Source organism: Larkinella sp. (assembly GCF_965227735.1).
Lineage (GTDB): Bacteria > Bacteroidota > Bacteroidia > Cytophagales > Spirosomataceae > Larkinella.
In genome coordinates this window covers 7,001,279-7,023,531 of sequence record NZ_OZ245776.1, presented here as the reverse complement: position 1 = coordinate 7,023,531, position 22,253 = coordinate 7,001,279, and the positions used below count along the sequence as shown (strand labels likewise).

The following is a 22,253-nucleotide window of genomic DNA, read 5'->3' as shown; positions in this document are numbered from 1 at the left end:
TCAAAGTTAGCCACGCATTTGTCAATCAGTTAAACGAAGCCCTGAATTCCAACGGACTTTGGTTTGTCTTGGTCTTGAATAATTTGCTGAACGACTGCGAATGTTCGAACCCCAGTTCAAAAGCGATTTCACTGACCGACAATTCGGTGGTGGAGAGCTTTTCTTTGGCCTTCCCGATCAATTTTTCGTGGATGTGCTGCTGGGTCGTCAGCCCGGTAAGCTGTTTCAGCAGACTGCCTAAATACTTGCTGGAAATGTTGAGACTATCCGCCACGGATTGCACGGTGGGTAATCCTTTTGAGAGTAAATCTTCATTGCTGAAATAGTCATCCAATACGTCTTCCAATCGGGTTAAAATCCGGCTGTTGGTCATTTTCCGGGTGATGAACTGGCGTTCATAAAACCGCTCGGCATACGTGAACAGCAGCTCCAACTGGGCAATGATGACATCCTGGCTAAATTTATCGATCGGTGCGTTATACTCCTGTTTAATGTTGTCAATGATTCCGTTCATCAGCGTTTCTTCCCGATCGGAAAGGAACAAGGCTTCGTTGGTGGCGTACCCAAAATAGTCGTACTTCTTTATTTTTTTAGCCAGGGATGTATTCCACAAAAAATCGGGATGGATAAACAGCATCCAGCCCTGGAGGTTGGGTGGACGACCGTTTTCTTCCCCCCGCAAAATCTGTCCGGGGGCCATAAAAGCCATCAGGCCTTCGTCAAAATCGTATTTCTGCTGCCCGTACAACAGGTTGTCGCAGCCCCGCTTCAGCGATACGACGTAGAAGTCAAAAATAACCGCCTGAATATCGGAATGATTTTTAAATTGAGATACATCCACCACACTGATCAGCGGATGATGCGGTTTTTCAAGCCCCGTTAACCGATGCCCTTCCGATATGGTTTTTATTCGGTACGGTGTTGTATTCACCATGGTACAGACGCTAAAATTTAAAAGGATATTTCAGCCAAATTAACAGCAAGGGAATGGCCAGAAACGGAATTTCCAGCAAGGCCATTCTGTAATCCCCCGCCCGCAACGCCAATGCCATGATCAGCACAATGGAAACGGCATTGATTAGGTTAGCCACGAAAAACGTTTGCGGAAACAGCAACAGCAAACCCGCTGCAATGGAAGCCACCCCGAAATAGGGTAAAACGGCCTGGGAAATGCCCAGGGTTGCCATCATTTTTGCCTGTTCGGCATTGCCGGGCTGGAAGGCATCCCACCCGTGTTTGATACCCAGAAAAGCGGATACCAGAAGAAGAATAATGCTGATGATTTTCATTTTATTAATTTAATTAAGTTACAAATAGAGGACTTTCGCTGAAAGTCCCGTTCCCCTAAAGGGGGCTTTACGCATCCGGATGGTGCCGCGTCCAAGTCCCCTTTAGGGGAACGGGGCAAAAGCAAAAAGTCCTACATTAGAAAAAAATCATTTCCCGTACATCGTCGAAGCGCCCATTTTTCCGGCTTGTGCGATCAAAAACCGGGGCGCAATCCGGCTCATCACCCGCATGACTTTCGCCAGTCCCGGATAGATTTCATCCTTATCATTTTCCATGCCTTTGATGGCGGCATCCACAATTTTTTCAGGAGCCATCAGGGCGCTGGCACTAAATCCGTCTTCGTTTCTGAATTTATCATTCAAGGGTGTCGAACTTCCCGGCGCTACCAATTCGATCACCTGAATGTCCGTGTTTTTGAGTTGTACCCTTAAAGCCTGGGTATAGGCCCGCAGTCCCGATTTGCTGCCGCTGTAAATGGGTGAAATTGGAAAAGGCATCAGTGCAATGCCCGAGGTGACATTCACAATGGCCGCGTTTTTCTGTTTTTTCAGGTGGGGCAGAAACTGCTGCACCATTCGGATGGGCCCCATCAGGTTGATTTCAATTTCGCGGGTGATGTCGGTCAGTTCGTGTGGCTGGTGCAGACTGATTTTCCGCATTTCACCGGCATTGTTGATGATGATATTCAGGTCGGGAAATTGCCGGGTTACCTGATTGTATAGCGTGATGATGTCGTCGGCATTGCTCACATCACTCTGGATGGTGTGAACAGCCGGGAGTTGGCGTTTCGTTTCCTGCAATTTTTCCGCATTCCGGCCGGTGATGATAACGGTGTTGCCCAGCGCGAGCAATCTGGAGGCAAATTCGATGCCGAAACCGCTGGTTCCGCCAGTCACTAAAATGGTGTTGTTCTGTAAGTTCATCGTTCTGATCGTTTGTTGCTGCAAAGTTCAGCAGGGATCAGAAAACCGCTGTAGCCAAAAGTCGCAATGTTGTAGCTGAAAGGGCGTTACCGGTTTGTCGTCGGAATGGTTTGTCCATCCGGTTTACGTTGAATGAAGTCTTCCTTGTTGGTAAAATACTCCATTCCCAAAACCAGCAGCGTTGAACTGATGAACGATACCTTCTGCATGATGGCCAGTAATGCCCAGTTTCCAAAACCGTATAAGTAGAGGGTATAGTAAAAAATCAACAGGCAGATAACACAGGCGAATTTTAAGACGTGACGTTTTGACCTTAGAATAAACACCGTGCAATAAAAAAGACCCAGCAACGACAACGTACTCGATACCATAACCATCACGTCGTGCAAGGGCGTGACGATCAGGACATCCAACGCGATGGTGGCAATCCCTACGGCGTTTAAAACCTTAGCCGAATGGCGATCCGTCATTTTTTTTGACATATGGATAAAGAAAATCCCAGACCCAATTGAGTGGAATGCCAGGCCCAGAATGGCCCAGATTCGGGACGGATTGTCTGAACCGTTGATTGCTTTTGCCGGAAACAGATTGCTGATGAAGTTTTTAGTCCAGTCAAATCCCACCGAATTTTTATCAAACAAGGAACCTCCCGGATATAGCAAGGTTGCTGTGATGATTAATAGCACCGAAATAACGATGCAGAGTAAGACGGAGTGTTTTTTCATGGGTTTGCTTCCTTGTTGAATTCGGTGTTTGTGATGCTTATTTTTCGGCTAACGTATTGATTTGTACCAGATTTTCTAATGGAACCTGTAGAGCTTTTTTCTGAGCATCGATCTCAATCTGGGATGGATGCCGCTATCGATAATAAGTCAATATTCAGATCAGTTTATCTTTTTTGATTTTGAGGGAATGAGTTGGGGCTGAATAGTTGGGGCGGATTCTTTTTTTGGTTGTGGTATCGCGCTCATCAAGGAAGGGCAATTAATAGTTTTACTTTTGTAATAACGTTTTTTTAGTCAAAAACAGGGGCTGCATCTGCCATTTCGTGACTGTCAACTTCCATCTTTAGCTGCTAAAAAACGCGCATTCGATGATGTTGGCCTACACGGGTGAATAGACTAACAAAGCTTTTGTTTGCAGTAGGCTGACAGAACATTTCTAACCTTTGTCCACAAATTTCACTTTATTTTTAGCTTTCAAAACTTTTGGGAAATATGGAATTAAATCTTGATTCTTGGAAAGTCGCTTTTCAATGTCATCACGATTCCACCAATGTGTCCATATCCCCTTTGACTTTAAATCTTCTAACTTCTCTGTCAGAGGTCCAGAAATTTGAGCGCTTACAGCTAAAAAATATCCAGATGCATTGTGAGTCTCTACCGTATCTCTGATATCTAAGACCTTATTTTTCCCAATCGTTTTATTACTGGCTTTGCATTGCCCAACTATTCTTACCAATGATGATGGTGGTGTAGTTTTTGAAATACTTTGGGAATCCAGAATGTACCATTCAATCAATAAATCCCTTCCTTTGTCACCTTGATTTATTGGTGCCGGCTTTCGAACAAACTTTACGTTTGGTTCTCTTTCTAGTAAACTTTTTACTAAAGCTTCGAACTCATCTGGACAAACAATTTCATTCCATTCAAATAAGGAGACAGGAAATAAAAGTTGTGACTCTTTATTATGTCTATTTCTTAAGTGTTCTCGCTCTATCTTGTATTCTTCTATGCCACAAAGTCTACCTAAAGCAATAATATAAGGATTTTTCACAGCTATAACCATATTTTCCAATGGAATTACACTGAATTTATGCTTCATTTTACTTTTCATTAAATTAGCCAGTACCTTTTCAATTTCTTTTACATGTTTCTTTTTAATAAAATTGGTTAGTTCCCCATCCAAAATTAAAACCCCATTAATCCCTTCAATTGTTTCATATTTACGATTCGTAAATTTTAAAATTGATTCAAGGTAAAAGCAAAGCATTTCAGATTTTATAATTGTAACTTCATTATTAATGTCATAATAATAACTCCAATTGGGTCTTTGCCTATTCCCCGAATTGAAATTAGAATGCTTCTTAAATACCATATTTATTGTTGCTAATATTTCATTTGGAACTTCATATTCTCTATAGTTGTTAATATTGTCTTTTTTAAGACATTCCTCACATGGACAACCTGCAAATTTCCAAAAAACTTCTCTCCAAACAGCTAATAGTGGTATAATTTTAAAAACAGCTTCTTTTATCTTTTCCCAGCTTGAAATTCCCAATAGAACAGAACCTTGAATAGGCATTATATACCTACCCCAAATTTCATCGTCTACAATGGGATGCGCAATGTCAAATTGTGAGCTTGATATGCCTGAATCCATTGACCTTAAGAAACTTGAAAACATTAAGCTTATAATCACATGTACATCAGACCTGTCGCCATGATAGACAATATCGTAAGTTCTTTGTAAGAAATAAAATGAGAAGTCAGTTGGACCCTGAATTTTTAGAAATAATGTAATACCAGAAGCATGGTCAGTAAATATTTTAAAATTCCCCTCACTTGGAGTTTCTAGAAGCAATGAATAATCGGCGCAGAGTTCTTTAATAATTTTTGTCAATTCTAAAATATCTGACATCTCTTTGAGTAAATTTTGGTATTTGATTAATATGGCTTTTTTTTGAAAAAGATAGTCAGTGCATTATAATACATTGACTATCTTCTTTGCAGTGTTACTTGATTACGGCCAACTCATAAACAGACGGAGGTTTTGTATATTAATGTCAATACAGGATTAGTTCTTTATAAATCAAGAGCCACCAATCCAATAAAAATCATATCCTCTCAAGCATTTACTTGGATAAACCTTCGCCAATCGGATACCAATAATACACAATGCAACCTCCCAACAAAAAAGGAGCCCGATCCCTCAGGCTCTCAATAATAAGGAAAAACAAAATTATTTCCCTAAATCCGGCTGTTCAAACTTCTCGCGGTATATGTGATACAACCACTTGTGCTTATCATCCAGATTAATGTTACAGCCCTAAACAAACGCGTGCATTACGTCCAACAAATCGCCTTTCGACACCACCAACATCGCGCATTTACCTTTTTCGATTGCGCCCACCACCTTGTTGATACCAAAGACCATTCGTAACTTCTTCGTCAGCTACAATTTTAACGCGAACGATGAGATTATTGCCTTTCCTACCAGTTGTTTAAGTGCCAGCGGCACGTAATGTTAATAGCAAATGGGTATTCATGAGCACTCCTGGCGTGCCGATAGGTACGCAACCATTGACAGCGTGGTCGCGTACCTCCGGCACGCCTAGAGGGCTCAGCACACCGGTTTGCTACTAACATTCGACCCCTCTGGGGTCAATAATCTTGCAGTTTGTGTTCATTTTAGGTTTTTCACCGGCCCTACAATTCGATAAGCCGTTTGAAAACTGGCAGGCTAACACGCCTTGCTCTTATGTCTCCCAACTTTCGCAAAACCGTTTGCTGCCAACCGTACTATTTCCGGGAAAAATGGGGTAAAATGTAGTTGATCAGGATATCAAAAGTCAGTTTTGATTTGGCAGAATTGTAGCTATTACCCGTAAAGGTTACCACCAAATTCAGATCCCTTATCACCATGATGTACTGGCCGCCATTCCCGGAAGCAAAAACGACCGTGTGCTTCCATTGGTCCGTCTTTATTTCTTCCGTATACCACGCATAGCCATAATGCGTAGGTTGCGGAATAGCGGTTTTATTTCTGGAAATCCGCACGTTTGAAAAGTCTTCAATTTTTGTACGTCCAGCCGTCATTGTTTTAACCCATTGCCCGGAAACAATTCGTTTCCCATTATAAACACCATCATTTAAAACCACCTGCCCAATTTTATTCATATCGCCCGGAGAGATGTAAAAAGAACCCGCCGTCGTTTCATGACCGAGCGGATCTTTTGTCCACCGGTACTGGGTAATTCCCAACGGTTTGAAGAGATACTGATCGGCAAACTCCGAAACCGACTTATGGGAAGCATGCGCAAGGATGCCACCCAATAGCATGGCATTGATCGACGTATAATCCCACTTCGTCCCCGGTTTATTTTTTAAGGGCAAATCCAGACAAAATTTTATCCAGTCCTGCGTATTCTCCATGTCGTCTTCACAATCTTTGCTTCCATCCCATTCTTCGCAGTCAAAACCGGATTTCATTTCCAGCAAATGCTCAATGGTCATGCTGTCTTTTAAACTAGTCCAGTTTCTGTAGGGCTTATACGCCGGGAAAAAAGGATATACTTTTTGATGTACATTTTTAATAAGCCCTTTGTCGATCGCAATGCCAATCAAGAGCGCCGTCACGGACTTCAAAGCAGAACGCGTATCGTGCAGACTGCCCTTCCGTAACCCATGAAGATAGGTTTCAAAAACAAGTTTGCCATGTTGGGTTATGGTAACGCCTTCCAGGTTGGGATAGGTGCTATTGTTCCCTGCAATCGCAATGCTGTCCAGGAGGCTGGCAGGCCTTTTCTGGGCCGTTCCAGAAGCGCAAAAGAATAGGAATATAACCAGTATTGCGAACCGTTTCATTCCGTTTTTCCTTTGAAAGTCGCATAAATGGCCATGGCGTGGCCGTGGCCCAATGCAAAATCCTCTTTCAGCCAGTTGGTTATTTCTGTCGCTTTTACTTTTGGATTAAGTATTCCGTCAATGATAAATTCTTTTTCTTCCGCTAATTTTTTAAAGTCCGCTGGTGTTTTTCCGGTTTTGACTTTAATGTTGTCGATGTAGGCTTGAAAAGACATACTGATTTATGTTTAGTAGGGCCTTTACTTTTTGCCCCTAAATCCCCTAAAGGGGACTTTTAGCATCCGGATCAAGCTGCGTCCAAGTCCCCTTTAGGGGATTTAGGGGCAAAAGCGAAAGGGTAATGAATTAGTCCTATTTAGGATCATAAACGGTTGAAACGCCTAAAATGCCAGAAGCAATCGCTGAGATTGCTGACTTCCTTCGGTCATTTATTAGGTAAACTTTCTGATACTAAAAAGGGAGCCCAATCCCTCGGGCTCCCAATGATAAGCAAAATCAAATTCATTTCCCTAAATCCGGCTGTCCATACTTCTCGCGGTACATGTGGTACAACCGCTTGTGTTTGTCGTCCAGATTGATGTGACGGCCCTGGATATACGCGTGCTCGATGACGTTGGTGCGCATGTCCAGCAAATCACCTTTCGAGACCACCAGCGTCGCGTGTTTGCCCTTTTCGAGCGTGCCCACCACGTTGTCGATGCCCATGATTTTGGCGGTCGTAGACGTAATCATTTTCAGCGCGTCCTCTTTGTCGATGCCCCCGAAACCGGCGGCTGTTCCGGCCTGAAACGGCAGGTTTCGCGTCCGCCAGTAGGCTCCGTCGTAGCTCAGACTCACCGAGATACCGGCTTTCTGGAGCATTCCCGGCAGTTTATACGGCAGATACACGTCCTCGTCCTGGAGGTTGGGCAGGCGGTGCATCGGCCCCAGAATCACGGCGACGTTGTTCTCTTTCAGAAAATCGATCACCCGACCGGCGTCTTCTCCACCCACAATCACCGGTTTCCGAATGCCCATCTGCTTGGCAAATTTGATGGCTTCGATGATGTCTTTGCCGTAATCGGCCCGGATGTACAGGTTTTTCGTGCCGTCGAACAAGCCCTTCATCGACTCAAATTTGAGGTTTTTCGGAGCCGGATTTTTCAGGGCAGCATAGGCCACCGCATCGGAAAACGTCGCCTTCAGGGCGTTGATGCTTTCCTGCCGCTGTTCGTTCTTTTTCAGACTGACCGAAAAATCCTCGAAATCGAAGCTGCGGGCAAAATACCCCGGCCAGGTCAGCCAGATACCGTCGTCGGCTTTCAGCACGGCATCTTCCCAGTTCCAGGCGTCGGACTGCACCACCGACGAACTCCCCGAAATGACCCCGCCCATCGGCATCACCTGCGTCAGCAGCAGGCCGTTGTTCCGGATGGTTGGAATAACCTCCGAATCGGTGTTGTAGGCAATCAACGACCGGATGTTCGGGTTGATGTAGCCGGTTTCCTGAAAATCGACCGTGGCCCGAACCGCGCTGATTTCCTGCAACCCCACCGTCGAAGCGGGCGAAATGATGCTCGGATAGACGTGTTTTCCGGCCACATTGATCACTTCCGCGCCGTTGGTGGGCGTGTTGCCGTCGCCGACGGCCGTAATGATTCCCTTGTCGAACAGGATCACGCCGTTGTTGATCACCTGCCCGTTGCCGACGTGAATCGTCGCGCCCGTCAGGGCAATGGCCCGCGTCTGCGGCCCCGCCGGAGCCGGGTTCTGGGCAAACCCGCTGAGGGATGCCAGGAGAAGTATGGAGAGTGTTAGTTGTTTCATGTGTCTTATCGTTTGTCTTTTACCCAGTCCTCCTGCATTTGCCCCTAAATCCCCTAAAGGGGACTTTTCGCATCCGGAAGATGCTGCGTCCAAGTCCCCTTTAGGGGATTTAGGGGCAAATGCAGGGGATTTGGGACAATTATTTTTCTGCTTCCCGTTCCTCCCCTTCCGCCATGACGCCTTCCACGTCTTCGCAATGCCACATCCGCTGACGGCGGAAGGTGGGCCGCTGGGTTGAGGCACCACCGGTTTTGGCCGATAACATCTTCTGAATCAGCCGGGCGCGTTCTTTCTGCAGGTCGTCGCGTTTGCGGTCTTCTTCCTGCAGGTCGAAATACACCGTGCCGTCGATGATGGTTTTTTCGGGCCGGGCATAAATCGCCAGCGGATTGTTATTCCAGAGCACGAGGTCGGCGTCTTTACCGGCCCGGATGCTGCCCAGCTTGCTGTCGAGGTGCAGGAGTTTCGCCGGATTGAGGGTCACCATTTTCCAGGCATCTTCCTCCGACATCGCGCCGTATTCCACCGCTTTGGCGGCTTCCTGATTCAATCGACGCGCCATTTCGGCATCATCCGAGTTGATCGAAACCAGCACCCCCGCCCGCGCCATCAGGGCGGCATTATACGGAATGGCATCTTTCACCTCCATTTTATACGCCCACCAGTCGGCAAAGGTCGAGCCGCCGACGCCATGTTTCGCCATCTTATCGGCCACTTTGTAGCCTTCCAGAATGTGCGTAAACGTGTTGACTTTGAAGCCCAGCGAATCCGCCACTTTCATCAGCATGTTAATTTCCGATTGCACGTAGCTGTGGCAGGTGATAAACCGCTTTTTGTTCAGGATTTCGGCCAGCGCATCCAGTTCCACATCCCGGCGGGGCGGCACGGCTTTGGCTTTCTCCTTGGCGTTCATTGCGTTATACGCTTTCCAGGCACTGTCATACTCGCGGGCGCGGGTGAAATGATCGAAATAGACCTGCTCCACCCCCATCCGGGTTTGCGGAAACCGGATCCGAACACCATCGCCCCAGTTGGCCTGTTTGACGTTTTCGCCGAGGGCAAATTTGATAAAACCGTCGGCTCCTTTCACCAGCATTTCCTGCGGAGCTTCGCCCCATTTCAGTTTCACAATCGCCGACTGCCCGCCGATGGAGTTGGCCGAACCGTGGAGCAGTTGCGAGGTCGTGACGCCCCCGGCTAGTTGGCGGTAAATGTTGATGTCTTCGGAGTTGATGACGTCGCTCATCCGCACCTCCGCCGAACTCGTCTGTCCGCCTTCGTTGATGGAGTAGAGCGCAATGTGCGAGTGTTCGTCGATGATGCCGGTAGTCAGGTGTTTGCCCGTTCCGTCGATCACCTGCGCGCCCGCCGGTGCTGCCAGACTTTTGCCCACCTGCGCGATTTTACCGTTCTGCACCAGCACGTCGGCACTCGGCAGCACGCCGTCTTTCTCGTTGGTCCAGACCGTCGCATTCCGGATCAGCAGGGTCTGCGCTTTGGGTTTTTCAAGATTTCCCATGCCAATAAACGGATACAGCAATTTCCCGAACTGCGGGGCGGTTTTCTTCGCGGTATCAGCTTTGGCAATGGCCGTTGAAGAGAACGGTTGCGCCAAAACCGCTGTCCATTTGACGGTTTTTCCGTCCGGCATTTCGCCTTCGCCTTTCAGCGTCGTACCCTCGCGGTAGCCAGTCAGGCGGGTGGTTCCCGGTTGCTTCTTGTCGAGTTGAAGTTGGAGCGAAATCAGGTCGTTCGTCAAGGCTACTTTCGGCGTTATTTTCACCGTATCGGCCATCACGGCATACTCCGGTTTCCCCGGTTTTCCGGTAATGTTCAGTTTCAGGTTGCTGCGGTCGCCGATGGTCAGGTTGTAGGTTCCGCGCAGATCAGCCGCATTTTTATCGGTATAGACGTATTGTTTTCCCCGAATCCAGTTTTCCAGCACGACGTTATCGGCGCTGAACAGGTTGTCGGAGGTGATGATAAAATTCGCCAGCAAACCCGGTTTCAGGCTGCCGACTTCATTGTCAATTTTCAGGAGTTGGGCGGGGGTAGTCGTCAGTGCCGCCAGTGCCTGTTGCTCGGTCAGGCCGTATTCGATGGCTTTGCGGAGGTTGGCCCAGAAGTCGGTTTTGTTCCTGAGGTTGGCCGTCGTCAGCGCAAACGGAACACTGGCTTTCGCCAGCATCGCCGGATTGGCCGGGGCCATTTCCCAATGTTTCAGTTCGGCCAGCGTCACGTTGTCGGCATCCCAGACGTCCTCCACGTCGTAGGCCTGCGGAAAGTTTAGTGGAACAATCAGCGAGGCCCCCGTGGCTTTCACCTCGTCAATCCGCTGGTATTCGTCCCCGGCACTTTTGATAATATATTGAATTCCAAACTCTTCGCCAATTTTATCAGCCCGCAGAACACCCAGTTTGTCGGGTACTTCAAAAACAGAGGGGATGGTTTGCAACTGGTTGAAGGCATCGAGCGACAGGTTGGATTCGGTCGTTTTGCCGGCTTTTTTGTACCAGTCGGCGTCGTAATACGTTTGCCGCAACAGCGCCACCGCGCCCATCGGCGAGTTCGGGTAGGTTTGGGTCGAGGTGCCTTTGCTGAACGAATAATGGCCCGAAACCCGGTCGCGGATCACGACGTTGTTTTCGCGGTCATCGGCGAGCGTGACCAGCACCGAATTACCCCGGGCAATGCCATCGTGCGGGTGCGTCACCACCGCCCCGAAGCCCAGTTTCCGGAGTTCGTTGGCCTGGGCAACATTGGCTTTGAAAATCGTTCCGGCGTCGGTTTCGGGCTGAATGGCCTGGTTCCAGTTGAAAGCTCCTTTTTTGTTGGAGTCGTATTGTGGAACACCCCGGCCACCGGCTGGCGGGGTTCGCCGGAGTTCGGGCATCCCGTAATCCGAGTCGATGTCGACCAGGGCCGGATAAATGCGTCTCCCTTTCAAATCGGCCACTACGGTTCCCGCCGGAATGCTGACGGTTTTTCCAACGGCTTCGATGCGTCCGTTGCGGATGAGTAAGGTGGCCCCTTCAAGGGTCGTTTGGGGATCGACAATCAGTGTCGCGTTGGTGAAGGCATACAATCCCGGTCGCTCGTCATAGACGCCATTCCGGGGAAAGGTAACCTGCGACCAGCCGATCTGGGCAAGACCCCAGGTCAGCATACCGGTCAGGAAAATTTTCCTCATGTAGGGAATTAGTTAGGTGATGAGAAAGGATGTCAATGTTACAAATCTACGAAAGGAGTAACGTCATCGACCTATCAAAATGAACTAAATCCCGGCAATTTCCTTGCATAATCAATTTTTTTACACGGAAAATAAACGACTTATGATGAAAACAGGAAGTTTTAGGGACAAAACCGGATTTTAAAAAATCGCCCCTAAATCCCCTAAAGGGGACTTTTGGCACCCGTAGGGTTGGCGTCCAAGTCCCCTTTAGGGGATTTAGGGGCAATATGCCAAGGTTACTTCTCCCTCAGCTTTTTTCTTTTTTCTTACCTATCACCGGGCACCGTTTAAACGGTTTGGTTCGGTCGAAGAGGTAACGGTACGTCACATGGGTTTTGACAATGGTCGATCCTAACTGGCTGACAAACCGTACCATGATGGGGTTAAAATCGCCTACCCAGTTCATTTCCAGTTCGGTATATTGAAAAGCCGGATTGTGATCGGCTTCGTGGGGCATTCGGAGGGCGATGGCCGCTTCGAGTCCTTTGCCCTGGTGGGCGGGCGCCACGCCAAACACGACCCCGAACGCTTTCCGGTTGGTTTTCCGGATCATGTGCCACAAAAACTTTAGCTTACCAATTAGGTCTAGCTTGCCGTTGACGTGCTTGAACACCTGGTTGAGTTCGGGCAGGCAAACGAAAAAGGCGACGGGCTCATCGCCATAGTAAGCAAAGTAAATGATGTTCTCGTCGATGACCGGTTTTAGTTTCTGCATCAGCACCTGGGCCTGAGCCGCCGTCATTTCCTTTACGCCACTGTGGCCACCCCAGGCCGCGTTGTAGATGTGCCGGAACTGCTCGGCCGCTGCGGGCAGTTGCCGCTTGTCGATCGTCCGAAAGCTGTAGTCGGGGTTTTCATAAATGCGCCGGGCACGGTCTTTCACGGCCTGCGACATCCCGGTCAGCTTGGACCAGGTGGTGGGAATCCCGAACGTAAACTGCTTGAAGTAATCCTGAAAACCGTATTCCTCGAAGAAAGCAATGTAATACGGCTTGGTGTAAGGCATGCAATAATTCGGCTCCCGGTCGAAGCCATCGACCAGCAAACCCCACCAGCGGTCGCGATCGCCGAAGTTAATGGGGCCGTCCATTGCTTCCATCCCCCGGTTCTGGAGCCAGCTCCGGGCCGTGTCGAAGAGTAAAAACGCGGCCTCCCGGTCGTCGATGCACTCGAAGAAACCCAGTCCGCCTGTCGGTTGATCGTTATCGAGATTCGCAATGTCCCGGTCTACGAAGGCCGCAACCCGCCCGATGGTTTCCTGCTGGTCGTTCAGTAACAGATACCGAACACATTCACCGTTTTCGAACCGCTTGTTGCGGGCCGGATCAAAAACCTCTTCGACATCCGTGTCCAGTGGCCGGATCCAGTTGGGATCGTTGCGATACAGGCGCACCGGAAACCGGATAAATTCCTTCTGGTATGTCGTGTTTTGGCCAACCTCAATTACCTGCATTCAGACGTCGCATAATGGGCTGTAAATGTAGGTATAAAACGGCGAAAAGCCACCAGCCCGGTGTTTCCGGCAAACGGTTTTTGATTGCCGTCAAGCCATTGCGGTTTTTGAATAAAAGCCCCGTCAGGGGTTCAACAGCGCAGCGTCGGTAGAAGGAAAATGTGAATCGCCATCCCCGCGTGCCGTGAGGTACGCGACCATTGCGAACCGTTGTGTACCTCACGGCACACAAACTGTCAAAACACTCCCATTTGCTACCGACGCTACGCTGTTGGGCCCCTAACGGGGCAAAAACGCGCTGTTCAATACCGCTCTTTCAACAAATTCATCATGAACACATTGACTTCCCACTGGTTCACAACCGGCATTTGCGTATGCGGCAGCGTGGGCAAATACGGCGCGGGGCCGAACTCGGTGGTTACGGTCAAGGGCGTTTGGGCTTCACGGTGTATGGCCACGACCTGATCCCACCAGTTCAGGTGCGCCTGCAGCACGTCGGCCCATTCCGGGGCGCGGGGGTCGTTGACCTGCGGCCCTTCGGGATGCCCCACCCGGCTGTGAATGTGGTCGGTATGCCCAATGGCGAGTTTAACGGCGTCGCCCTGGTTTTCGAGCAGCGATTCGTGGACGTTGCACCAATGGGAAATGTCGAGGGCCAGCCGGATGTCCGGCAGTTTTTCGAGGTAATCCCGGGTGATATGAGCGGCAAACAGGGCTTTTCCCCGGTGCGTTTCGTGCGTGATCCGAACACCGGTTTCCGCCGTAATCCGGTCGGCTAGTTCAAAAAGCCGTCGGTTCTGCTCGAAGGTAAAAAAGTCTTTCCCGGTCTGGCAATTGATGAACAACGGGCGAGCGTCGATCAGGTGACGCAGGTATTTTTCGTAACTGGCCGCATGCTCGTCCAGATCGGTTTCAAACGATTGCCAGTACTGCCCAATCAAGGCCAAACCGTGTTTCGCCAGACTATCCAGAATGGCGTTTTTCTCGCCGGTTTCGAACGGCAGCGCCATTTCAACCCCGTCGTATCCAGCCGCTTTCACGTTCCGGCAAAACTGGTCGAAGGGCAGCGTATTTCCCCAGGCGGGGGCAAAAAATTGGAGGGTCATTTTTTTAGTGAGAGTAACGACTTTCGCCCCTAAATCCCCTAAAGGGGACTTTTTAATTCGGCAAATTCAGCGTCCAAGTCCCCTTTAGGGGATTTAGGGGCGAAAGCAAATGTACCTAGTTTATCTTTTTATCAAAAAATCCGCCGTTTCTGAAATACCGGCTTCGGTTTCGGCCAGCAGATCGCCGTCGAAAGAATCGATAGGCGTGTAGCTGCTTTCGTGAACGTCCTTATACGGTTTGTTACTCGCCAGATTATACGCCGTGATGATCGACCAGCGGGGTTTGTCGGACAAATTGGCCGCCGATGCGTGCAGCGTGTTGCAGTGGAAAAACGCCGTGTCGCCGGGCTCCATTTCCAGGTATTCCAGCGGCATGATTTTCAGGGCTTCATTTACTTTTTCCATGTCGGCCCCCACCTGTTCCCCCGAAAAACCGTGTTCGACGCGGCCCATTTTGTGCGAGCCTTTGATCATCTGTAAACAGCCGTTTTCTTTCGTCGCAGGGGTCAACGCCGTCAGCACGGAGAGCATGTCGGGAAACAGAAACCCGTTGTTTTTATACCAATAGCCGTAGTCCTGATGCCACTCCCACGCTCCGCCGGTTCGCGGTTCTTTCTGCATCAGTTTGGAGTGGTAATGGGCCGCCCGCCCCCCCAGAATCTGCTCCACACCCGCCACAATCCGCGCCGACCGGGCAAACTTGCTGTATAAACTCTCGTCCAGGGCATACCACAACGCCAGCTTGGTTTTCATCCCCGAGGCATCGACGCGGTCGTATGTTTTGGTACTCAATACCGTGTCGCCCACGGCCAGGCTGTACAGCCGTTCCACTTCGGCCTTGGAAAAAAGGTTTCGCACGATCACGTAGCCGTCGCGCTGGTAAGTCTGGAGATGTTCGCTGGTAAAGGGCATGGGTGTATGGGTGATGATAGAGATGAGACAAGAGAGAAAAGACTAAAGGTTTCAGCGTTTTGCCAGACGGGATTGAAACTGCTGCCAGGCCGCCATCGTATTCCGCAGGTTGGTCGGTTTGTCGCCTTTCATGGCGTAACACTGCACCCCGATCGGCCCGCGAAATTTCAAGTCCTGAACCGCAAACCGAACCAGTTCGTAGGTGTCGAAACTACCCGTTCCCAGCGGCAGAATGTACTGATTCCAGATGCCTGTCGGCCCGTTGTCCATGCCGGCGGCATCCACATCGTTCGCTCCACTGATGGTCATCATTTTCAGGTACGGTTTCAGAGTCGTCAACAAGCCTTTCCAGTCGCCCCGTTCTGCCTTGGGCGTCGTGGCCAGCCAGTGACAGAGGTTGAACGTCAGCCCGACGTTGGGCCGGTCAATCTGCTGAACCAGCCGCAGCGCATGGTCGATTTTCTCGACGTAAAAGCTTACGTGCGGATAAACCGCTACCTGTAAATTAGCGGCTTTGGCCCACTCACCCATTTGCCGCAGTTGACTGACCACGATGGAATCTGCCGTACCGGAGGGCGACGTAAACCGCTTGCTGTCACTGACAATAAACGGAGCCAGCACGGTTTTGGAGCCTTTCAAAGCCCGGATATACGGTTCGATGCGCGGGTCAAGCGTCGGCGAATCGAGGTTGATTTTGATGTAAAAATACGAGCCGGTAAACTGGTGTTTGTCCAGCGCGGCTTTCATGCCTTCGAACGAATCCAGGAGGTTGATTTCAACCCCGTCGTAGCCCAGACTTTTGATAAAAGCCACCTGCTGATCGAAGGTTTTGTAGGTCGAATCGCCCCGGATGGCGTTGTGCAGCACAAAGAAATGGTTCTGAATTTTCGAACCCTTCTGCGCCAGTCCGAAACCGCTCAGCAATACCGCAGCGAAAAAGAATGCTAGTTTTTTCATAAGTTCCTCCTGATGAATTTACATCGCCCACTCTTTCCGCGCCAGCGGAGCCGCCAGCAGTGCATTGGCGGCATTGTTCCCGACAAACAGTTCTTTCTCCGGATTCCAGGTCAGTTTTTCGCCGATCTGACAGGCAATCAGGCCAATCTGCGAAATCGAAATCGTGCGGTGGCCCACTTCAATCGGTTCCAGTGTTTTGCGACCGGTTTTGACGGCCTCCACAAAATCCACCTTGTCCCAGAGCGTTTTCGACAAATCCAGTTCACTCCCGGTCGGCTTCGATGTCAACAATGATGGATTACTGCTGCTAATGACACCCGGATAATTATCGACCAGAATCCAGCCTTCTGACCCGATGTATTTGATGCTCGGTTTACTCGTTGGACTTTGCACACTGGTCATTTCAACACCGTTGGCATAGCGGTAGGTGACCTTGAAATTGATCATCGAATTCCAGAGGCTTTTCGGAAATTCACCCTTCCCCTCCACTTCCACCGGCCCCGAATATTCGCTGTTGTTGGCCCATTGCGCCACATCGAAATAATGCGCCCCCCAGTTGGCAATCATGCCCTGTGCGTAGGTGTCGACGCGCATCCAGTTCGGCCGTTTCTGAAGATCAGAGGGCGAGTGAACCCGCATTTCGGTATACGGTACAAAGGGCATCGGTCCCAGCCATAGCTCATAATCCAGTTCTTTCGGAACGGGCATATCGGCCTGCGCCGGAACGGGGTCGGGGTCCGACGGAAACGAGATTTCGATTTTCTGGAGCTTGCCGATGCGCCCGTTCCGAACCAGTTCAACCGCCTGATTCTGGGGACGCACCGAGCGAAACTCGCTATCGGTTCGGTTCACGACGCCATATTTTTTCAGCGCATCGACCAGCGAGCGGCCCTGATGCACACTCATGCTGAGCGGTTTTTCGCAACTGATGTGTTTTTTGGCCTGGGCCGCCAGAATCCCCATCGGAACGTGCCAGTAGTCGGGCGTCGAAATCATCACCGCGTCAATGTCCTTGCGGGCAATAATCTCCCGAAAATCACGGTGGGTCGAACAGCCTTTGTAGGTTCCGCTGGCGGTTTTTTGGGCGTAGTGGCTTTCAACGGCCGTTTTGGCTTTGCCCATCCGCCAGCTATCCACGTCGCAAACCGCCACCACCTGCGTGTCGGACACATCGAGCAGACCCGGAATCCGCGCTCCGATGGTTTTGAGGTCGGAACCCTGAAGATTCTGTCCGTAGCCCTGGCGACCGGTTCCGAGCAGGCCAACGGCAATGCGGTTGGAAGGGGCGTTTTTGCCGAACACCGAAGCCGGTACGATCGTAGGAATCCCTACCGCTGACACGGCACTGGCCGCAACGGCACTATTTTTCAGAAAATGACGTCGGTTCATGGCAAGGGTTTGATTTTGATGGTCCGAAACGCGACACTGTGGCCGTGATCCTGGAGCAGAATGTGGCCTTCCGGAATGTCGGCAAAACCCGTATAGCTGTTAAACTTGCTGTCGGCCACTCCCTGCCGGAAGGCATCGGTGGTCCGGTTGGTGGTCAGCACTTTCACGCCATCGAGCCAGTGTTCGATCTGGTTGTTGTTGACGACAATACGCGACTGGTGCCAGACGTCCATTTTCACGTCCGGTTTGGTAGCGGCCACCACATCGTAGATGGATGCGGTTTTGAGGTCCTGGGGCAGCTTTTTGCCGTTATAAATATAGTCGGCGTCGTCGATGAGCTGGTATTCGTATCCCGCCTGCGAGCCGATGGCGGGTTTGGGCAGTCGTTCCTCGATGAAATACTTCACCCCGCTGTTGCCGCCTTTGCCCAGTTTCCATTCGAAAACCAGTTCGAAGTGGCGGTATTTTTTCAGGGTAACAATGTCCCCGGCGTCGCCGGATTCGGCCCCAGCCTGGAGTTCCCCGCGCAACTCACCGTCTTTCACGACCCAGCCTTTGGCGGGAAACCGGTCGGCGTAGGCACCCCGCCAGCCGGTGGTGGTTTTGCCGTCGAAGAGCAGTTGCCAGCCCGCTTTCTTTTCGGCCGGGCTGAGGGTGTTGGCTGGTTGCGCGAGGGTCAGCGACGACAGGCCGATCCCAACCATCATGAGTTTCAGGGTGATTCCATTCATAGCAGCAAAATTCTGCTAATTTATTTCATTTTTTTGACAGCCCATTTGCAAATACTATCACAAAATTTGCATCTTATCCTTTATTCTGAAAAAAGTTGCAAATCATACCTCATTCATCACCCGATGCGCCCTGATCGTCTCCTGGTTCCGCAACAACCCCACCGCTCGTTCGACTTACGACACGAGCGGCTGCCGTTTTTTACCAATCCGTGGCATTTTCACCCGGAAATCGAATTAAATTTCGTCGTAAACAGTACCGGCATGCGGTTTATCGGACACACCATCGAGCGGTTTTCCGGTGGAGAGATTGTGTTGCTGGGGTCTAACCTGCCGCACTACTGGAAGAATGATGTGGTGCATCCGGAAGCAGAAAATCCGGCACCGGCCGAAGCCATTGTGGCCCGGTTTGCGCCCCAGTTTGCGGGTGAGCCGTTCTGGGAACTCCCCGAAACCAAACCGATTCAGCGGCTCCTGAACCGGGCCGGCATCGGCCTGAAACTCCTGGAACCGCTTCGGACGGACGTGGCCCGCCAGCTCGTGGCCTTGCTGGAAAACGAAGGGCTGGCGCAACTGACCGCTTTGCTGCACATCCTCGACCAGATTGCCCACTCCGAAGCCGTGCTGCCCATCGCTCCGGGCTACGTTCCCAATCAGCAGGTAACCCGGCAAAGTGAGCGGCTCAGCCGGGTGATCGGACACCTGATGCAGCAGGTCGAAGCACCCGTTTCGCTGGCGGAAATTGCCGAATTAGCCAACATGAATCCGGCTGCGTTCTGCCGGTATTTCAAATCGCAAATGGGGCAAACGCTCACGCAGTTTGTCACCGACCTGCGCATCCGCTACGCCTGTGACCTCCTGACCCGAACCGATGAAAGCATTACGTTCATCAGCGAACAGTCCGGTTTTGAGAACATCTCCTATTTTGTCCAGGCGTTTCGAAAAAAGCAGGGCGTTACCCCCGCCCGGTTTCGGCAACGGTTACGTGGGGTGTAACCGTTGCCGAAACCGGCACTGCTAAAGCAGCCTTACAGACTTTTCAGGTAAGCAATACTCTGCGGCACTTGGGAGGCAATGCTGGGGCTCTCATCCTCAATGTAATAGTGTTCGACCCCCGCTTTTTTAGCGGCTTTCAGAACCGCTGGCAGGTCAATTTGCCCCGTTCCCAGGGCCACGTCGTTTTCCACCGGCGTGCCACCCGACAGGTTGCCGACAATTCCTTTGCGCAGGTCTTTCAGGTGCATCAGCTTGAACCGTTTGCCGTATTTGTTCAACAGCGCAACGGGGTCATGGCCCGGAAAAACCGTCCACAGAATGTCCATTTCGAAGCCCACATACTTCGGGTCGGTTTGCTGAACGATATAATCGAACAGGGTTCCGTCCTCGTGTTTCTGAAACTCGAAGCCGTGGTTGTGGTAACAGAACATGATCCCGAAATCGTCTTTCAGCTTCTTGCCAATCTGGTTGAAATCGGCGACGGTTTTCCTGGCCATATCGAGCGTAAACGGGCCTTCGTGCGGAATCCAGGCCACACGGACAAACTTCGCACCGAGGGTTTTGGCATTCTGGCCCACTTCCTGCGTTTTGTTGAGCGCATCGGGATAGCCCACGCCAAACGACGAACACTTCATGCCGCGCTCATCGAGGAGTTTGCGCAGTTCGGCGGCTGTTTTTCCGAACAGATTCGAGAACTCCATATCGGTGATTCCCAGTGCCTTGATCGTATCGAGCGTGGCCGCCACGTTTTTCTGAAAACTGTGTCGATAGGTATATGACACCATGCCGGGGGCCTGCGGAAATAACTTCTTCTGGGCAAAAACCGGCCCCAGACTAACCAGAAATAACAAAACGACTACGGTATTTTTCATTCGGTGATTGATTGAGAATGTACGTTTCTGTAAAAAGTCTTGAAAGGCCCCGATTTACTGTTCATATTGCGACCCTAACCACATCGGCAACCGTTTATGAATACCCGGAAACGCTCCTTACTCTTTCTGTCGTTTCTCCTGACCGGCTTTTTTTCCGGTGCTCAGGCCCAGATTCCCAACGTGACCCGCGACCTGCTGAATCAGGGGGCTTATTTCCGTGCGTCGAATTACGACATCACGCCTATTTACACCATGGCCGGGCCGGAAGGGAAAATTCTGGGCTACCCCTATCTGGATACCGCCTTTGCCAAAACGACGGTTTTGTTTTACCAGAACATCGCCAAACCGGGTGTTAAACCGATTCAGGAGCTGGTCAACGTACCTGTTCGCTACAACATCACAGCCAACGACCTCGAATTTCTGATGGACAACCGAACCGTGAAAGCCGTCAGTGGCGAACGCGTGAAACAGTTTACCATGGAACAGAAGGGACAGACGACGACTTTCATCAATGCCACCGAAGCCGGTGCCCCGGCGGATGTTCGCGGTTTTTTCGAACAGGTGAGCGACGGAAAGCTGAAACTCCTCATCCGCCACCAGATTTACGTCAAGAAACCCACCTACAACGTCGCCTTAAGCACCGGATCGAAGGATACCGAATTGATCAAGGAAGCCATCTGGTATACCAGCGACGGCAAAACGCTCACCAAATTCTCACCCGGCCGCAAAGGTCTGTTGAGCATCATGAAAGACAAAGAAGACCCCATCGCTGCGTATTTGAAGGAAAAAAAACCGGATTTAAAAACCCGAACGGCCTTGATGGACGTATTTGCGTACTACAATTCACTCTAAAGGACGGTCCGTCGGTTTTTTGAAACTACTTTGCTGTTAACTTGCAGCCCAGTTTCACCTTCATTGACATTTCTTCATTTTAGTATGAAAAGCCGGCGTTCGTTTCTCCGTTTGGGAGCTTTATTTCCACTGTCTCATTTTAGCCTGAAGAGCCTGCCGGGTTTAACGGGTAGTCGAATCGCGGGTCAACCCCTGGTGGTTTCTACCTGGGACAGTGGCACCATCGCCAATGGCGGTGCCTGGCCGGTGTTGCAAGGTGGCGGCAAAGCCATCGACGCCGTGGAGCAGGCCGGTATTGCCATTGAAAACGACATCAATTGCTGCGTCGGACTGGGTGGTAATCCCGACCGCGATGGGCGCGTTACGCTCGACTCCTGCATCATGGACGATCAGTTTAACTGTGGCTCCGTGGCGTTTCTGGAACGAATCAAACACCCGGTTTCGGTGGCCCGGAAAGTAATGGACACCACGCCCCACGTCATGCTTGTCGGCGAAGGCGCACAGCAATTTGCGGTGGCCAACGGTTTTGTGCTAGAACCCGGCACCCTGTCCGCCGATGCCGATAAGACCTACCGGAAATGGCTCGAAAAATCCGAATACAAACCCATTATCAACGTCGAAAATCAAAAACCGTCTCCTTCCAAAAGCAAAAAAGCCTTCGCACCCAACAAACTAGAGGACGGAACGCCCAACCACGACACGATGGGAACCGTGGCGCTCGATGCCGCCGGGAATCTGTCGGGCATGTGTACGACCAGCGGCATGGGCTTCAAAATGCGGGGGCGCGTCGGCGATTCGCCCATCATCGGCGCGGGCTTGTACGTCGACAATGAAGTGGGTGCCGTTACCTGCTCGGGTCAGGGCGAAGAAGTGATCCGGATGTGTGGTTCGCACCTGGTCGTTGAGTTTATGCGCCAGGGAATGACGCCCACGGAAGCCTGTCGGCGGGCCGTCGAACGAATCATCAAGCGTGATCCTGTGAAGGCCAAAGACTTTCAGGTCGGGTTCATCGCCCTGAACCGCCGGGGTGAGGTGGGGGCGTTTTCGGTGCAGAAAGGATTCAGCTATACGGTCACCTCGGCCAGCGTTCAGAACAAAGTGTACAAAGCCGAAAGCTATTTTAGCTGATCCGGGCTGAACGTCCTCTCCGA

General features: G+C 50.7%; 19 protein-coding genes. 3 read left to right on the top strand and 16 right to left on the bottom strand.

All coding sequences use genetic code 11. The features are described from left to right. Positions 1-25 precede the first annotated feature (25 nt). From ACO064_RS27655 to ACO064_RS27585, 15 genes are all read right to left on the bottom strand, one after another. Positions 26-934: a helix-turn-helix domain-containing protein gene (locus ACO064_RS27655; protein ID WP_421830429.1), complete on the bottom strand. Its 909-nt coding sequence runs from the start codon at positions 932-934 to the stop codon at positions 26-28. Positions 935-944: 10 nt separating this feature from the next. Beyond that, on the bottom strand, positions 945-1,289 hold the full coding sequence (locus tag ACO064_RS27650) for a hypothetical protein (protein WP_421830428.1): 345 nt from the start codon (positions 1,287-1,289) through the stop codon (positions 945-947). A 147-nt stretch (positions 1,290-1,436) separates the two neighbouring features. Next, on the bottom strand, positions 1,437-2,213 hold the full coding sequence (locus ACO064_RS27645) for an SDR family oxidoreductase (RefSeq protein WP_421830427.1): 777 nt from the start codon (positions 2,211-2,213) through the stop codon (positions 1,437-1,439). Between the two features lie 86 nt (positions 2,214-2,299). Next, positions 2,300-2,938, bottom strand: coding sequence for a hypothetical protein (locus tag ACO064_RS27640; protein WP_421830426.1), 639 nt, complete (start codon positions 2,936-2,938; stop codon positions 2,300-2,302). 436 nt (positions 2,939-3,374) lie between these two features. Then, positions 3,375-4,853, bottom strand: coding sequence for a hypothetical protein (locus ACO064_RS27635; RefSeq protein ID WP_421830425.1), 1,479 nt, complete (start codon positions 4,851-4,853; stop codon positions 3,375-3,377). 881 nt (positions 4,854-5,734) lie between these two features. Then, complete coding sequence (locus tag ACO064_RS27630) at positions 5,735-6,799, bottom strand: serine hydrolase domain-containing protein (RefSeq protein WP_421830424.1); 1,065 nt, start codon at positions 6,797-6,799, stop codon at positions 5,735-5,737. Further along, positions 6,796-7,014, bottom strand: coding sequence for a DUF4287 domain-containing protein (locus ACO064_RS27625; RefSeq protein WP_421830423.1), 219 nt, complete (start codon positions 7,012-7,014; stop codon positions 6,796-6,798). Before ACO064_RS27625 ends, ACO064_RS27630 begins: the two co-directional genes overlap by 4 nt. Before the next feature lie 286 nt (positions 7,015-7,300). After that, positions 7,301-8,605 carry an amidohydrolase family protein gene (locus tag ACO064_RS27620; protein WP_421830422.1) on the bottom strand — a complete coding sequence of 435 codons (1,305 nt, stop codon included), beginning with the start codon at positions 8,603-8,605 and terminating at the stop codon, positions 7,301-7,303. A 139-nt stretch (positions 8,606-8,744) separates the two neighbouring features. Beyond that, positions 8,745-11,795: an amidohydrolase family protein gene (locus ACO064_RS27615; RefSeq protein ID WP_421830421.1), complete on the bottom strand. Its 3,051-nt coding sequence runs from the start codon at positions 11,793-11,795 to the stop codon at positions 8,745-8,747. Positions 11,796-12,084: 289 nt separating this feature from the next. After that, entirely contained in the window at positions 12,085-13,290 is a 1,206-nt protein-coding gene (locus tag ACO064_RS27610) for a hypothetical protein (protein WP_421830420.1), read from the bottom strand. A 302-nt stretch (positions 13,291-13,592) separates the two neighbouring features. Then, complete coding sequence (locus ACO064_RS27605; RefSeq protein WP_421830419.1) at positions 13,593-14,396, bottom strand: sugar phosphate isomerase/epimerase family protein; 804 nt, start codon at positions 14,394-14,396, stop codon at positions 13,593-13,595. A 120-nt stretch (positions 14,397-14,516) separates the two neighbouring features. Then, the gene (locus ACO064_RS27600; protein ID WP_421830418.1) at positions 14,517-15,308 is read right to left on the bottom strand and encodes a phytanoyl-CoA dioxygenase family protein; all 792 of its coding nucleotides are present in this window, start codon (positions 15,306-15,308) and stop codon (positions 14,517-14,519) included. Positions 15,309-15,359: 51 nt separating this feature from the next. After that, positions 15,360-16,265: a sugar phosphate isomerase/epimerase family protein gene (locus tag ACO064_RS27595; RefSeq protein WP_421830417.1), complete on the bottom strand. Its 906-nt coding sequence runs from the start codon at positions 16,263-16,265 to the stop codon at positions 15,360-15,362. An 18-nt stretch (positions 16,266-16,283) separates the two neighbouring features. Then, positions 16,284-17,654, bottom strand: coding sequence for a Gfo/Idh/MocA family protein (locus tag ACO064_RS27590; RefSeq protein ID WP_421830416.1), 1,371 nt, complete (start codon positions 17,652-17,654; stop codon positions 16,284-16,286). Next, positions 17,651-18,385, bottom strand: a complete 735-nt coding sequence (locus ACO064_RS27585; RefSeq protein WP_421830415.1) for a 3-keto-disaccharide hydrolase — start codon at positions 18,383-18,385, stop codon at positions 17,651-17,653. The genes ACO064_RS27590 and ACO064_RS27585 overlap by 4 nt, the downstream gene beginning before the upstream one ends. Positions 18,386-18,508: 123 nt before the next feature. Here ACO064_RS27585 and ACO064_RS27580 point away from each other — a divergent pair, with 123 nt between their 5' ends. Then, positions 18,509-19,378, top strand: a complete 870-nt coding sequence (locus ACO064_RS27580; protein WP_421830414.1) for an AraC family transcriptional regulator — start codon at positions 18,509-18,511, stop codon at positions 19,376-19,378. A 32-nt stretch (positions 19,379-19,410) separates the two neighbouring features. Here the strand turns inward: ACO064_RS27580 and ACO064_RS27575 are convergent, their stop codons facing one another. Next, positions 19,411-20,250 carry a sugar phosphate isomerase/epimerase family protein gene (locus ACO064_RS27575; protein ID WP_421830413.1) on the bottom strand — a complete coding sequence of 280 codons (840 nt, stop codon included), beginning with the start codon at positions 20,248-20,250 and terminating at the stop codon, positions 19,411-19,413. A 96-nt stretch (positions 20,251-20,346) separates the two neighbouring features. Here ACO064_RS27575 and ACO064_RS27570 point away from each other — a divergent pair, with 96 nt between their 5' ends. Together ACO064_RS27570 and ACO064_RS27565 are read left to right on the top strand one after the other, a co-directional pair. After that, positions 20,347-21,102, top strand: coding sequence for a hypothetical protein (locus ACO064_RS27570; RefSeq protein ID WP_421830412.1), 756 nt, complete (start codon positions 20,347-20,349; stop codon positions 21,100-21,102). Positions 21,103-21,186: 84 nt separating this feature from the next. Continuing rightward, a complete protein-coding gene (locus tag ACO064_RS27565; RefSeq protein WP_421830411.1) occupies positions 21,187-22,230 on the top strand; it encodes a N(4)-(beta-N-acetylglucosaminyl)-L-asparaginase in 1,044 nt (347 codons plus the stop codon). The last annotated feature ends 23 nt before the right edge of the window (positions 22,231-22,253 follow it).